Below are 13,524 nucleotides of genomic sequence, written 5' to 3'. Positions count from 1 at the left end.
GCACCTCATATACAAGACATGTTCAAGGAGTCAGACGTATGAAAGGCCGATCACTCTTGCTGCTGACGATGACGCTCGCTGCTTCGTCCGCTTCCTTTGCACAGACGCCGCCTGCGATGCCTGCGCAAATCAAGCCGGTCGCGTATAAGGTCGTCGATGGCAACAAGGTAGACAGCGACACGCTGCAGGGCTGGAAGACCTGGCGGGCGCTCGCGTGCGAACGCTGTCACGGGGCGAAGCAGGAAGGGATGGTCGGCCCGTCGCTGATCGACGCTTTCAAGACGCTCGACAAGAATGAGTTTCATCGAACCGTATTCGGCGGTCGCGTGGACAAGGGTATGCCCGACTTCAGCGCGAGCCAGATGATGCAGAAGAACTGGGAGAACCTCTATGCGTACCTGAAGGGGCGCTCCGACGGCAAGATCAACCCGGGCGATCTGCAGGCAATCGATGCAAAATGAAGACGTTGCATGGCCGATTGGCGGCTGACGTCTGATGATTGCTCTCATACCCGGAGGTGTCGATGTCTGATCGTAATGCAAGCCGCGCCGCTTCGTTCCGATTCGTAGCCACGTTATGCGCGGCATTCGCGACGTTCTCGGCGCAACAGGCGTTCGCGCAAGGTGCGCTCGCTCCGCCGCCCGATCTACCGAACAACGATGGCGCGGACGGTATCCTGCGCGTGTGCGCCGATCCGAACAACATGCCGCTCTCCAACAAGAAGGGCGAGGGTTACGAGAACAAGATCGCGAGTCAGATGGCGAGCGATTTCGGCTACAAGCTCGAATATACGTATTGGCCGCAACGCATGGGATTCGTGCGCAACACGCTGCGCGAGAAAGTGCCGCAGACGGAGCGCTTCAAATGCGATCTGATCATCGGCGTGCCGAAGGGTTATGAATTGACCGCGACGACGCGTCCGTATCTGCATTCTACTTACGCGATGGTGTTTCCGAACAAGCCCGAATACGCGAGCATCAAGACTCCATCGGATCTGATGAATCTGCCGCCGGATCAGTTGAAGAAAATGAAGCTCGGCGTCTTCGTGAAGAGCCCCGCCGTGGACTGGCTGCTTCGCCATGATCTGATCGCTCAGGCTGTGTCGTATCAGGGGCAAAGCGGCGATCCCGAGGCGTTTCCCGGCGAGATGATCGAACGCGATCTGGCGAAGGGCGACGTCGATGCGGCTTTCGTATGGGGGCCGATCGCGGGCTATTTCGCGAATCGTTCCGATAACAAGGTGCGTCTCGTGCCGTTCCCGGCCGGTCAGCCGATTCGCTTCGACTATGAGATTTCGATGGGCGTGCGTTATGGCGAAAAGGCGTGGCGGGACAAGGTCGATAACTGGATTGCATCGAACCAGCCGAAGATCGATCAGATTCTGACGAGCTATCAGGTTCCATTGTTGCCGTTGCAGCCGGAAAGCGCGCAATGAAGCGGATATACGCGGCTTCTCTTTGCGCGTGGGTTATCGCGCTGGGCAGTGCGATGCCGCGCGTCGCGATGTGTGCGGACGCGCCCGTGGCTTCGGCGCCGACGTCCGTCGATATCAAGCCCGCTGAGCAGTTGCTCTTCATGCAGCCGCATATGACCGGTGTCGAGGCGCAGACCGAGCTCGATTACGCGGTGGATTATTCCGGGCCGCCGTCGAAGGTCAATGACACGTTGCGCGTGCTCGTCGTGAGTCAGGGCAACAGCAAGAACGACGCGAAGGTTTCCGATCGGACGGGGAATGTCAACGTGCCGGGCGGCTTGCCTTGCAATCCGGTGATCATCTATTTTCTGGAGCATGACATCGCGGAGATGGAGCAACTGACGGGCGGTCAGCGGCGCTATTTCCAGCAGCGCGTGAGGATGGCGCTTGCGGCGGGGCCTGCTATCACGCCGGTGTCGAGCGAAGCGCTCGGGCTTGGCAAGCATGCGAAGGCGCAGCAGATCGTCATTCAGCCTTATTTGAACGATCCCAATGCCGAGCGGTTCACCAAGTACCTCGCCAAGCGCTATACGTTCGTCATGGCCGATGACGTGCCCGGGCGATTGCTCATGATTCGCACCGAAGTGCCCGGTGATGGGAACGATTTTGCGCATCCGCTGCAGAAGGAGACGATTGCTTTTCAAGGGACGTTCAGGAATATGGGCGCGCCGGGGAAGCCCTCGAATGCGCCTCGGGCTAGTCGGTGATTTTTTTCTTTTTCGCCGGATCCCGGTTTCGCGGCGGTCTATTAGCGTTGCCCCTGTGCGGGGCGGCACTCACTTTCTTTGCTGCTGCAAAGAAAGTAAGCAAAGAAAGCAGCTCGTCACGGCCCGCGGTCACACGCAATTTGGGTAGTTCTCTCGTTGCAGATGGCACTCGCCTAAAGAGTGCCCTCATAGGCCCCATCGGACTCGGATCGCGCACGGTCTGCCGCCCGAAAGCGCTGAGGACACTGGTTCAGCACGAAAGAGCTTCGGCACAGCGCTACGCGCTGCCGTTGGGTATGCAAGGGAAACCAAAGGGCGGCGATTGCAGTGAGATGGAGACGTTAGTAGAGAAGCACGCGCGGACCCGATTGACCGGTCGGCCGCGAAGCGGGCCGGAGCTATTTGGTGCTGAACCAGTTTGGCGTGTGGTGCGATGACACAGACCGTGCGCGAGCCAAGCCCGATGGGGCCTATGAGGGCACTCTTTAGGCAGCCCACGATGGACGAGAGGACTACCCAAATTGCGTGTGACCGCGGGCGTATCAGTAGCTGCTTTCTTTGCCTACTTTCTTTGCAGCAGCAAAGAAAGTAGGTGCCGCCCCGCACAGGGGCAGTGCCAATAGACCGACACGATCACAGGATTCCAAAGAAGCCGCAGCGAACCAAACCCGCCCAAAACGCCCCGTGAATTTCATCCGCTCCCTAACCCTGCGTCAGCTGCAAATCTTCGTGATAGCAAGCCGCTGTCCAAGCTTCGCCCGCGCAGCGGAGGAACTGCACCTCACCCAACCAGCGGTATCGATGCAAATCCGGCAACTCGAAGAAGCGATCGGCTTACCGCTATTCGAGCGAGTCGCGCGACGCTTATCGCTGACCGAAGCCGGCGAAAGGCTCTCACATCACGCGAGCCGCATACTCGGCGAAATCAAAGACGCCGAAGACGCCATGATGTCGCTCACACAAGCCGATAGCGGCGCGATAGCGGTGAGCATCGTCAGTTCGGCGACGTACTTCGCCCCCAAGCTTCTCGCGCTCTACCGGCAGCAATATCCCAAGGTCGATGTGCGCTTCTCCGTCGGCAACCGAGAAACGCTCTTGCGTCTCTTGCAGGACAATGCAACCGATCTAGCCATCATGGGCCGCCCGCCGCCCGAACTCGGTACGACCGCCGAGCCACTCGCCTATCATCCGCATGTGATCGTCGCGCCGCTGTCGCATCCGCTGCGTCATGCAAAACAATTCGACCTTCAGGAACTTGCGAACGATACGTTCCTGCTACGCGAACCCGGCTCGGGCACGCGCGCCGTCGCCGAGCATGTCTTTCGGCAGAACCTCTTCGTGCCCGCGCATAGCGTCACGCTCGGCAGCAACGAAACCATCAAGCAGGCCGTCATGGCGGGCATGGGCGTGAGTCTCATCTCGCTGCACACGCTCTCGCTCGAACTGCGCACCGGCGAAATCGCCGTGCTCGACGTGAACGGCACGCCCGTCGAACGCACGTGGCAACTCGTGCATTCACGCTCGAAACAACTTTCGCCGACTTGCCTCGCTTTTCGCCGCTTCCTCCTCGAACACGCCGAACCGTTTCTGGAGCGCGAATACGCGCAGTTCGGCCTGCGCAGACCCAGGCGGCTCGCCGAAGCAAGCGACGTCCGATGAACGTCGCATCGGCCTGCCGTCGCATCACGTTCCTCGTACTAATTGCGTGTGCAACTATCGCGCGTGCGCAGACCGCGCTGCAGGTCACGCAGATCGCGCCCGGTAACTACGCGCATCGCGGTCACGACGATGTCGCGACGCACGAGAACGGCGGCGATATAGCGAATGTGGGCTTCATCGTCGGAACACGCTGCGTCGCGGTGATCGACACAGGCGGCACGCTCGCGGAAGGCCGCGCGTTGCGCGCCGCGATACGCGCTGTCACGCCGCTGCCGGTCTGCTATGTCATCAACACGCACATGCATCCGGATCACATCTTCGGGAATGCGGCTTTCAAGGACGATCATCCGCAATTCGTCGGCAGCGTGACGCTCGCGCAAGCCGAAGCCTCGCGCGCGGACAACTACATGCGCGCGCTCAATCGCGAGTTGGGTAGCGCGGCAGCGGGCAGCGAAATCGTTGCGCCGACGAAGACGATCGACGGAACGGGCACGCTCGATATCGGTGGACGCACGCTCACGCTGCGCACATGGAAAACCGCGCATACCAACAACGACTTGACGGTATACGATGAGAAGAGCGGCACGTTGTGGACGGGTGATCTGCTCTTTGTGCACTGCATTCCTGTGATCGATGGCAGCGTTATCGGCTGGCTCGACGACATTGCGCGCATTCGACAGATGAATCCGCGTCATGTCGTGCCGGGGCACGGTCCGCTCGATCCGCCTTGGACGCAATCGCTCGACGCCGAGGAACGCTATCTCGCCGATCTGGCGCGCGATGTGCGTGCTGCGATCAGGAAGGGCGAAACGATCGGGCAGGCAGTCGATAGCATCGGTCTCGGCGAGAAAGACAAGTGGCTTCTCTTCGACATGTATCACCGTCGCAATGTGACGGCCGCTTATGCGGAGCTCGAATGGGAGCAGTAGTGCAGGACTGGAGGGACATCATGAAGACAACATGGTCCGGCGTTCGCGCGATGACGGTCGCGAGCCTCGCCGCCGCGGCGCTCTCGCCGTATGCCGCGCAGGCGGCGCAGCCCGACGACGATCCCGACAAGGTGGCGCGCTGGATCGACTTCAGGGAAGGGACGTTCAAGGGCCGCACGATCGACACGCACGGCGATGCGGTCATCAAGCTCGACGCCCCCGCGCGCGCAGCCGATGCCGCCGTCGTGCCGATCGCGATCAACGCGCAGTTTCCGCAATCGCCCGCGCGTTACATCAAGAAGCTCTATCTCTTCATCGACGAAAATCCCGAGCGGTATGCAGGATCGTTCGAGTTCACGCCGGAATCGGGACTCGCGACGATCGAAACGCGCGTGCGCGTGGAGGACTACACGTTCATGCGCGCGATTGCTGAGACGAACGACGGCAAGCTCTATAGCGCCGTTCGTTTCGTGAAGGCGTCGGGCGGATGTTCCGCACCCGCCGACAAGGACGAAGACGCGGCCGAGCGGACAGCGGGACAGGTCCGTCTTCAGGCCGAAGGTCAGGCCGTGGCGGGCAAGCCCGAACTCGCGCAACTGATGGTGCGTCATCCGAATCGAACCGGCATGGCGATGAACCAGGTCACGCGCAACTACGCGTCGGCCTATTTCATTCGCAAAGTGTCGGTCACCTATGCGAATAAGCCGGTGATGACCGCGAACGTCAACTTCTCGATTAGCGAGAACCCGAATTTCCGCTTCTATTTCGTGCCGAGCGGAAGCGGCGAACTGAAGGCGTTTATCGAGGATACGAAGAACAAGCATTGGGACGGCGCCGTGGCGGTCAAGGCGCAACCGGGCAGCGCGCAAACATCGGCGATGAAATGACGGTGCGCCGCTTGCGAGCGCTGTTCTTCACGCTGCTCTTCGCTGTCAGCACGCTCACGCATGCGGCGATGAGCGGCATGCCCGCACCTGTCGCCATTGCGCCGGGCGTGTACGCGTTCATCGGCGACAACGATGCCGTCGCGCCCGCGAATCACGGCATCGTCGCGAACAACGGCTTCATCGTCGGACAGGACGGCGTGACAGTCATCGACACAGGTTCGTCTTATCGCTATGGCCGCGCGATGATCGAAGCGATCCGCAAGGTCACGCCGTTGCCGGTGAAGCTCGTCATCATCACGCATCAGGCGCCCGAGTTCGTGTTCGGCGCGGCCGCGTTTCGCGACGAGGGCGTGCCGATCCTCGCGCACGCGCGCGCCGCGCAATTGATTCGCGAACGCTGTTCGATTTGTCTCGCCAATCTGCGCAAGACGCTCGGCGAAGATGAAATGGCCGGCTCGCGCGTGACCGTTCCCGATCAGACGGTAAACGGCACGACGGAGATCGAAAGCGGCGGACGCAAGCTGCAACTGCTGCACTTCGGTCCTGCCAGCACGCCCGGCGATCTCGCCGTGCTCGACACGCAAACCGGCGTGCTGTTCGCGGGCGGGCTCGTATCGAATGGACGCATACCCGAGCTGCGCAACGAGCAGATTTCCGGCTGGCTCGCCGCGCTCGAGAACCTGCGCGGGCTCGACCTGAAGACGGTTGTACCCGGCTTCGGCAAGCCCTTGCGCGGCGACGACATCATGCGGACCGGCACGTATCTGCGCGAGCTCGAAGCCGCGGTGAAGCAAGCCTACACGAGCGGCGTCGGACTGACCGAAGCGATGCACACCGTACAGGTGCCCGCGTTCAGGAACGACAAGCTCTATGCGATCGCGCAGCCGCAGAACGTGCAGCGCATCTATCTGCAACTGGAAAAGCAGTAGCGCGTTGACGCAACCTTCCTTCCAACGCCGTACAACTACCAGGAGACACAACGATGGCCCAGCTCGTAGCACTATATAAAAATCCGTCCGACCCGCAGGCATTCGACGACTACTATGCGTCGACTCACGCGCCGCTGGCAAAGACGCTGCCGGGGCTGCGGCGCTATGAGATCAGCGCGGGACCAGTCGTGGCGGCATCGGGAGAATCGCCATATCACCTCGTCGCGCTGCTTCAGTTCGATTCGCTGGAAGCGATCCAAGCCGCGTTCGACTCGCCCGAAGGCCAGAAGACCGCCGGCGATCTCGCGAATTTCGCGCAAGCCGGCGTCGATCTGCTGATGTTCGATTCGAAAGAAGCCTGACCGACCTTCATGCCTTCGGAGATGCAACCGCGTCTCCGAAGCGCGTCTCTTTCCTCAGCTTATTTCCCCGAACGCAAGACCCGCGTCGCCGAATGGGGATGCTGCACGGTTTTATATCCATCGATACAATACGTTTTCTATCGGACGATATAAAACGTCCGTCCTTCAATTCGACGGAGCGGGATGATGGCGCGACCGCGCAATTTCGACGAGGACAGCGTGCTGCATGCCGTTGCCGAAGCGTTCTGGACGCACGGCTACGACGGCACGTCCACACGCGACCTCGTGCAGTACACGGGCCTTACACAGCCGAGCCTCTATAACGCTTTCGGCGACAAGCGCGCGCTCTTTCTGCGCGCGCTCGATCACTATCTCGAACACACCTTGCGCGAGCGCATCAACAGGCTCCAATCCACGATGACGCCCGATCGCGCGATCAGCGCGTTCTTTCGCGAGGTCGTCGAGCGTTCGGTGTCGGACGAGCATCGGCGCGGCTGCATGCTCGTCAATGCGGCGCTCGGCGCATCGCCGGAAGACGAAGCGTTTCGCGAGCTCATCGCGGAGGAGATGTCGCTGATGCGCGCGTTCTTCGAGCGCTGCCTGAAGGCCGGATTCAAGAGCGGCGAAATCGAGCGCGTGATGCCGGCCGATGCCGCCGCCACGAATCTGCTCGCGGTGCTGCTCGGCGTGCGCGTGCTCGCGCGCGTCGATCCGAAGCCCGCGTTGTTGATCGGCGCCGTCGCGCCGACGCTGGCGATGCTGAAGCTGCCGCCGCTCGGGCTCAGCGTCGGCAAGCGTTAAGGCCTTCGTATCCATTCACGTCACGTTGTCCGTCCGCGTGCAAGCGCTGCGGCCGGGGGAGTCGTCATCATGTCGGAACAAACGGTATCGGCCGTCAGCGCCGATCAGCCCACAGCGCTCGATGCCCGCACTTTCTTCGCGATGCTCGCGGGCTTTTGCGCGAGTCTCGTCGCCATCGGCCTTGCGCGCTTCGCCTACACGCCGCTGATTCCGCCGCTGATCGAGGCGCACTGGTTCACGTCTTCCCAAGCGGTGACGCTCGGCGCCGCTAACTTCGCGGGCTATTTCGCGGGCGCGCTCTTCGGCCGCGCGATCGCCCATGCGCTCACGAATCGTCACGCGCTGCGGCTGCTCATGGCGATCGCGACGGTGGCCTTCTTCGCCTGCGCGTTTCCGCTGTCGATTGCCTGGTTCTTCGCGTGGCGGTTCCTTTCGGGCTTGTCGGGCGGCGCGATCATGGTGCTCGTCGCGACGACGATCCTGCCGCATGTTCCGCCCGCGCGTCGCGGCTTCGCGAGCGGGATGATCTTCGTCGGACTGGGCTTCGGCATCGCTGCATCGGGGACGCTGATTCCGAAGCTCCTTCATCACGGATTGCACGATACGTGGATGGGGCTCGGCGTGTTTTCGCTGATATTGACGGCAATTGCGTGGTTCGGATGGCCCGCGTCGAACCCTCCTGCCGTCGCAAAGCAAGATGCGGCAACGCATTCGAACACGCACGGCAATACGCGTTTGCGCCTGCTGTATGGGCAATATGCGGCGAACGCGCTCGGCCTCGTGCCCGTGATGATCCTGCTCGTCGATTGCATCGCGCGCGGCTATGGCCGAGGCGCCGAAGTCGGCGCGAGCTATTGGGTGCTGTATGGCGTCGCGGCGATCTTCGGGCCGCTCGTCTGCGGCAACGCGGGCGATCGCATCGGCTTCGGCATGGCTTACCGTTTTGCGCTGCTGGTGCAGGCGTGTGCGGTGGCGTTGCTGGCTTTATCGGCGAATCCGTATGTGATCGGTGTCGCGACGGTGGCGCTCGGCATCTCGACGACCGGCATCGTGCCCCTCGCGCTCGGGCGCGTGCATGAACTGCTGCCGCACGATCATACCGAGCAGCGTGCGGCATGGAGCAGGGCGACGTCGGCGTTCGCGTTGTGTCAGGCGCTTGCCGGATATGGCTACTCGTTTCTGTTCTCGCATACGCATAACGATTACGCGCTGATTTTTGCGTGCGGAGCGTGTGCGCTGGCCGTTGCGTTCATTGCGGATATCGTCGTGAACCGCAAGCGCGCCGCGAGCTAATCGATGTGGCCGGAAGTCGAATCGTCCGCTTCGACTTCGGGGTCTGCGACGCTCAAGTCCTCGCGTCGATGATTGATGACGAGAAACACGCTCATCAGCGCGAGGAAGGCACCGACCAGCATTGCGGCATTGATGAAGACACGTTCATAGCCGAGCTCGGCGACGTTGATGAACGGATAGGGATAAAAGTCGGAGAGACGTCCGCGCCACAGCGTGATGCAAAGATAAGACAGCGGATAGACGAGCCAGAGCGCGCATCGTTTCAATGAAAGGTGAAAGCGCGGCACGAAGAGATACCAGTACAAGGCCGCGAGCGCGGGCACGATGGTATGCAGCGATTCGTTGACGAGCGCGCGATAGCCCGATGGTGTCCATAGATAGCGCAACAACGCGTTATAAGCGATGCCGACGAACACGATATATACGACGACCGCCGTGACGACGGTCGGTTTGCGGAAGAAGCGCGCCAGGGGGAATCGCGCGCGTGTTGCAACGCAGGTGAAGCAGAACGCGGTCAGCGATACGGTCAGGTTCGTCAGGTAGCTGCTCATGCGCGCGAGGCCGTCGAAGACGGTGAAGCCGCGATGGACGAGACGCGCGATGGTGATGTCCGTCTGCGCCGCGAACGCGAGCCACGCGATCATCGCGATGGCGGCGGCCAGCGCGAGCGATGCGGTGCTGGGCGTGTGAAGCGGCAACTCGGGTTCTTGCCGGAGAGGTTGGCGGGACGTGTTCGACATGACGCCATTTTACGTGCGCGCCAGGCGACTGTACCGACGATCGCGTCAGCCGTCACCGCATGAAGCGTGGAAGGCCAAAGATCCAGCCTGGCGCCCGTTCGAGACACGTCCGATTCTGGTGCACGGCAAACTCGACTTATAAGTATCCGTGCTTCGCCCTCGAGGAAATCCAGACATGATGTGGCGGGGATTTCCCGGATGCGCACAACAACGTTCGTCTCGCTTTGAAGTGCGGCGGGGCGCAATCGATACGCACGGAGTGCCTCGCCGCGACCCGCTCACCCGAGCCTGACAACCGCATCCCTCAACGCCGTCCTCAACCCTTCCTCGACCACCGGGTGATAAAACGGCATCCGCAGCATCTCATCGACCGTGAGCTTCATCTGCAACGCCCACGCCAGCAAATGCGCGATGTGTTCCGCATCCGGCCCAATCCATTCCGCCCCGACGAAGCGGCGGCTCGCGCGATCGACATACACATGCATCAACCCGCGATTTCTGAGCATCACGCGGCTGCGGCCTTGATCCTCGAAACTCACTTCGCCCGTCACGAACGACTCGGGCTTAAGGTCGACATGACGCGAGCCGACCATCGCAATGCCCGGATCGGTGAACGCAATTGCAATCGGCGCGCGACGCTCGACCGCTTCGACATGCGGATAACGCGCGGCATTCGTGCCCGCCGCGCGGCCTTCGTCGGCGGCTTCGTGAAGCAAGGGCAGCACGCCGTTCGCATCGCCGGCGATGAAGACCGGATGAGCGCCCGCCTGCAGCGTGAGCGGATCGTAGACCGGCAAGCCAACGTCATCGAGTGCAAGCGATGTATTGCTCAAAGCCAGCCCGCCGACATTCGGCTTGCGCCCGGCAGCGACGAGCACGTAATCAAAGGTTTCCTCGATCGACTCGCCCGCATCTGACACATAGCGCAAACGCACTTCATCTCCTTCGCGCACGGCGGCCTGCACTTGCGCAAACGGCTCGAAACGAAACGCTTCGCTGAACACACGCCCGGCATACGCTCGCACATCGGGATCGGTGAAAGGCCCGACGCGCCCGCGCGCGCCCAGCAGCGACACACGCACGCCGAGCCGCGCCAGCGCCTGACCGAGTTCGAGGCCGATGACGCCCGCGCCGATCACCGCAACGCGCTTCGGCAAATCGTCCCACGCGAACACATCGTCGTTGATGATGGCGCGATCGCCGAGCGCGCGATACATCGACGGCATAACGGGACTCGACCCCGTCGCGATGACGATGCTCTTCGCCTGCACCTTCGTATCGTCGCCCACTTGCAGCAGGTTATCGTCGATGAAGCGCGCGTAGCCGGTGAGCTTGTCCGCATCGGGCATCGCATCGACGCCCGCGACGACGAAGCTGACGAAACGATCGCGCTCGCGCTTCACGCGCGCCATCACTTCGCGCCCGTCGATGCGCAGCGCGCCATCGATATGCACGCCGAACGCCGCCGCGTGCGCCGCGTGATGCGCGGCATCGGCCGCTGCGATGAGAAGCTTCGACGGCATACAGCCGACGCGCGCACACGTCGTGCCGTGCGCGCCGCCTTCGATGAGAATCGCCGAAGCGCCCGCAGCCTTCGCCGCGCGATACGCCGAAAGTCCCGCGCTGCCCGCGCCGATGATGGCGACATCCGTATGGATCGTGTTCATGATGAAGTCCCGAGTGATTGATGCAGTTGCGGATCATCATGAAGCGCGGCGCGCAAATCGTGAATGCTCGTTCGTATCGCTTTTCTGCTCGATCGTCTCAACTCGCGACGCATCGAAGTGATGTATTCATCTAGACGTCTCATGCGCGTCACTATCTCGTCATGTTCGCTTCCTAGAATCTCCCGAACGTTTCAGCGCGCCATGTGAGCGCGCCCATCGAGGGAAGCTATGGACGCAATTCGCATCGAGCGTCTCACCAAGACGTTCCGGAATGGCCGCAAGGCGCTCGACTCCGTCGATCTGCGCGTGGAAGAGGGCGAGATGGTCGCGCTCATCGGCGCTTCCGGATCGGGCAAGTCGACGCTTCTGCGGCACATCGCAGGCTTCACGGCATCCGACCCCGCGCCGTCGCACGTCACGTTGCTCGGCCGCCCGATCCAGCAGAACGGCAGGATCGTGCGTGAAGTGCGCTCGATACGCCGCGACGTCGCCTTCGTGTTTCAGCAGTTCAATCTCGTCGGACGTCTTTCAGTGCTGACGAACGTGCTGATCGGCGCGTTGTCGCGCGTGTCGTTGTGGCGTCGTATGTCCGGGCGCTTTCCGCGCGACGAACGCTCGCTCGCGATGGATTCGCTCATCGCGATGGGCATCGGCGAACACGCGTTCGAACGCGCGAGCAATCTGTCGGGAGGTCAGCAGCAGCGCGCGGCACTGGCACGCGCGCTCGTGCAGCGTGCGCGCATCGTGCTCGCGGATGAACCGATCGCATCGCTCGATCCCGAATCGGCGCGACGCGTCATGGAACTCATGCAGACGCTCAATCGCGAGCGCAAGCTGACGGTCGTCGTGTCGCTGCATCAGATCGATGTCGCGATGAAGTACTGCCCGCGCACGATCGCGTTGCGCGATGGCCGCGTCGTCTTCGATGGCGCGAGCGAGCGTCTCACGCCCGAGGTGCTGCACAAGCTCTACGGATCGTCCGCCAGCGAACTGCTTGCGCATCACGTAGCGCGGACGCACGCCGCGGAACTTCAACTCAACGTCAACTCCTGGATCGCATCATGAAAAAATTTCTGGCCGGCGCCGCGCTCGCGTCTTGCCTGCTGACGCAATCCGTTCTTGCCGAGACGATCAACTTCGGCATCATCTCGACGGATTCGTCGGCCGCGCTCAAGCAACGCTGGCAACCGCTCATCGACGATCTGAACAAGCAGACGGGTCTCGACGTGAAGGCCTACTTCGCGACCGACTACGCGGGCATCATCGAAGCGATGCGCTTCAACAAGGTGCAGATCGGCTTCTTCGGCAATGCATCGGCGATCGAAGCGGTCGATCGCTCGAACGGCGAAGTCTTCGCGAAGGTGAAGTACAAGAACGGCGAAGCGGGCTATTACTCGCTGCTCATCACGAACGCGAACAGCAAGTGGAAATCGCTCGATCAGGTGCTGAAGAACACGAAGGAAATCAATCTCGGTTTCGGCGATCCGAACTCGACGTCGGGCACGCTCGTGCCGTCGTATTACCTCTTCGCGAAGAACGGCATCAACGCGAAGTCGTCGTTCAAGAGCGTGCTGCCGTCGAGCCATGAGGCGAACATGCTCGCGGTCGTCAACGACAAGATCGATGTCGCGACCAACAACACCGACATGCTCGACACCATCAAGACGCAACATCCCGAGCTGTATCCGAAGGTGCGCGTGTTGTGGAAGTCGCCGCTCATTCCGTCGGACCCGCTCGTATGGCGTCGCGATCTGCCGCAAGCGACGAAGGACAAGCTGCGCAACTTCTTCGATCACTACGCGGAAAAGGACCCGCGCGAACAAGCGGTGATGACTGCGATCTCGGGCTATTCGGGCTTCGCCGATTCGTCGAACGCGCAACTCGTGCCGATTCGTCAGATGGCGCTCTTCCAGAAGAAGCAGCAGGTGCAGAACGACGCGCATCTCGACGACGCCGACAAGAAGGCGCAGATTGCCGCGCTCGATCAGAAGATCGCCGCGCTCGACACGACGGCGGCGAAGTAAATGAAGCCGCTCGACGTAACGACGTTCGAGGCCGGCATCGTGCGGCCCGTGC

General features: G+C 61.8%; 14 protein-coding genes. 12 read left to right on the top strand and 2 right to left on the bottom strand.

The window, feature by feature from the left end; all coding sequences use genetic code 11:
* The first annotated feature begins 38 nt into the window (after window positions 1-38).
* From LDZ23_RS20335 to LDZ23_RS20290, 10 genes are all read left to right on the top strand, one after another.
* Window positions 39-461 carry a c-type cytochrome gene (locus LDZ23_RS20335; RefSeq protein ID WP_008354361.1) on the top strand — a complete coding sequence of 141 codons (423 nt, stop codon included), beginning with the start codon at window positions 39-41 and terminating at the stop codon, window positions 459-461.
* Between the two features lie 62 nt (window positions 462-523).
* Window positions 524-1,435: a substrate-binding domain-containing protein gene (locus LDZ23_RS20330; RefSeq protein WP_008354362.1), complete on the top strand. Its 912-nt coding sequence runs from the start codon at window positions 524-526 to the stop codon at window positions 1,433-1,435.
* Window positions 1,432-2,181: a hypothetical protein gene (locus LDZ23_RS20325; protein ID WP_008354364.1), complete on the top strand. Its 750-nt coding sequence runs from the start codon at window positions 1,432-1,434 to the stop codon at window positions 2,179-2,181. The genes LDZ23_RS20330 and LDZ23_RS20325 overlap by 4 nt, the downstream gene beginning before the upstream one ends.
* Window positions 2,182-2,865: 684 nt before the next feature.
* The gene (locus LDZ23_RS20320; protein ID WP_033536897.1) at window positions 2,866-3,840 is read left to right on the top strand and encodes a LysR family transcriptional regulator; all 975 of its coding nucleotides are present in this window, start codon (window positions 2,866-2,868) and stop codon (window positions 3,838-3,840) included.
* Window positions 3,837-4,769: a quinoprotein relay system zinc metallohydrolase 2 gene (locus LDZ23_RS20315; RefSeq protein ID WP_034473493.1), complete on the top strand. Its 933-nt coding sequence runs from the start codon at window positions 3,837-3,839 to the stop codon at window positions 4,767-4,769. Before LDZ23_RS20320 ends, LDZ23_RS20315 begins: the two co-directional genes overlap by 4 nt.
* Window positions 4,770-4,789: 20 nt before the next feature.
* Window positions 4,790-5,656: a quinoprotein dehydrogenase-associated SoxYZ-like carrier gene (locus tag LDZ23_RS20310; protein WP_244808164.1), complete on the top strand. Its 867-nt coding sequence runs from the start codon at window positions 4,790-4,792 to the stop codon at window positions 5,654-5,656.
* Window positions 5,653-6,585 (top strand): MBL fold metallo-hydrolase, encoded by a 933-nt coding sequence (locus LDZ23_RS20305; protein WP_008354368.1) that lies wholly within the window; start codon window positions 5,653-5,655, stop codon window positions 6,583-6,585. Before LDZ23_RS20310 ends, LDZ23_RS20305 begins: the two co-directional genes overlap by 4 nt.
* A 53-nt stretch (window positions 6,586-6,638) precedes the next feature.
* Complete coding sequence (locus tag LDZ23_RS20300; protein WP_008354369.1) at window positions 6,639-6,947, top strand: EthD family reductase; 309 nt, start codon at window positions 6,639-6,641, stop codon at window positions 6,945-6,947.
* Between the two features lie 186 nt (window positions 6,948-7,133).
* A complete protein-coding gene (locus LDZ23_RS20295) occupies window positions 7,134-7,748 on the top strand; it encodes a TetR/AcrR family transcriptional regulator (protein ID WP_008354370.1) in 615 nt (204 codons plus the stop codon).
* A gap of 69 nt (window positions 7,749-7,817) precedes the next feature.
* Window positions 7,818-9,041, top strand: a complete 1,224-nt coding sequence (locus LDZ23_RS20290; protein WP_008354371.1) for a YbfB/YjiJ family MFS transporter — start codon at window positions 7,818-7,820, stop codon at window positions 9,039-9,041.
* On the opposite strand, the gene LDZ23_RS20285 is transcribed toward LDZ23_RS20290, so the two are convergent.
* Both LDZ23_RS20285 and LDZ23_RS20280 read right to left on the bottom strand, forming a co-directional pair.
* Window positions 9,038-9,781 carry a Pr6Pr family membrane protein gene (locus LDZ23_RS20285; RefSeq protein ID WP_033536899.1) on the bottom strand — a complete coding sequence of 248 codons (744 nt, stop codon included), beginning with the start codon at window positions 9,779-9,781 and terminating at the stop codon, window positions 9,038-9,040. The genes LDZ23_RS20290 and LDZ23_RS20285 overlap by 4 nt on opposite strands.
* Window positions 9,782-10,059: 278 nt before the next feature.
* Window positions 10,060-11,448, bottom strand: a complete 1,389-nt coding sequence (locus tag LDZ23_RS20280) for a dihydrolipoyl dehydrogenase (protein ID WP_008354374.1) — start codon at window positions 11,446-11,448, stop codon at window positions 10,060-10,062.
* 228 nt (window positions 11,449-11,676) lie between these two features.
* On the opposite strand from LDZ23_RS20280, the gene phnC reads away from it, so the two are divergent.
* Both phnC and phnD read left to right on the top strand, forming a co-directional pair.
* Complete coding sequence (phnC, locus tag LDZ23_RS20275; protein WP_008354375.1) at window positions 11,677-12,513, top strand: phosphonate ABC transporter ATP-binding protein; 837 nt, start codon at window positions 11,677-11,679, stop codon at window positions 12,511-12,513.
* A complete protein-coding gene (gene phnD, locus LDZ23_RS20270; protein ID WP_008354376.1) occupies window positions 12,510-13,472 on the top strand; it encodes a phosphonate ABC transporter substrate-binding protein in 963 nt (320 codons plus the stop codon). The genes phnC and phnD overlap by 4 nt, the downstream gene beginning before the upstream one ends.
* The last annotated feature ends 52 nt before the right edge of the window (window positions 13,473-13,524 follow it).

The sequence above is a fragment of the Caballeronia zhejiangensis genome (assembly GCF_022879815.1).
Taxonomy (GTDB): Bacteria; Pseudomonadota; Gammaproteobacteria; order Burkholderiales; family Burkholderiaceae; genus Caballeronia; species Caballeronia zhejiangensis.
This window is presented reverse-complemented; position numbering and strand designations above follow the sequence as displayed.

Bases quoted from the DNA above. Each gene is read 5' to 3' on its own strand.
- LDZ23_RS20305 (WP_008354368.1), top strand. From the start codon at position 5,653: ATGACGGTGCGCCGCTTGCGAGCGCTGTTCTTCACGCTGCTCTTCGCT.
- LDZ23_RS20280 (WP_008354374.1), bottom strand. From the start codon at position 11,448: ATGAACACGATCCATACGGATGTCGCCATCATCGGCGCGGGCAGCGCG.
- LDZ23_RS20290 (WP_008354371.1), top strand. From the start codon at position 7,818: ATGTCGGAACAAACGGTATCGGCCGTCAGCGCCGATCAGCCCACAGCG.
- LDZ23_RS20300 (WP_008354369.1), top strand. From the start codon at position 6,639: ATGGCCCAGCTCGTAGCACTATATAAAAATCCGTCCGACCCGCAGGCA.
- LDZ23_RS20310 (WP_244808164.1), top strand. From the start codon at position 4,790: ATGAAGACAACATGGTCCGGCGTTCGCGCGATGACGGTCGCGAGCCTC.
- LDZ23_RS20335 (WP_008354361.1), top strand. From the start codon at position 39: ATGAAAGGCCGATCACTCTTGCTGCTGACGATGACGCTCGCTGCTTCG.
- phnC (WP_008354375.1), top strand. From the start codon at position 11,677: ATGGACGCAATTCGCATCGAGCGTCTCACCAAGACGTTCCGGAATGGC.
- LDZ23_RS20315 (WP_034473493.1), top strand. From the start codon at position 3,837: ATGAACGTCGCATCGGCCTGCCGTCGCATCACGTTCCTCGTACTAATT.
- phnD (WP_008354376.1), top strand. From the start codon at position 12,510: ATGAAAAAATTTCTGGCCGGCGCCGCGCTCGCGTCTTGCCTGCTGACG.
- LDZ23_RS20330 (WP_008354362.1), top strand. From the start codon at position 524: ATGTCTGATCGTAATGCAAGCCGCGCCGCTTCGTTCCGATTCGTAGCC.
- LDZ23_RS20295 (WP_008354370.1), top strand. From the start codon at position 7,134: ATGGCGCGACCGCGCAATTTCGACGAGGACAGCGTGCTGCATGCCGTT.
- LDZ23_RS20325 (WP_008354364.1), top strand. From the start codon at position 1,432: ATGAAGCGGATATACGCGGCTTCTCTTTGCGCGTGGGTTATCGCGCTG.
- LDZ23_RS20285 (WP_033536899.1), bottom strand. From the start codon at position 9,781: ATGTCGAACACGTCCCGCCAACCTCTCCGGCAAGAACCCGAGTTGCCG.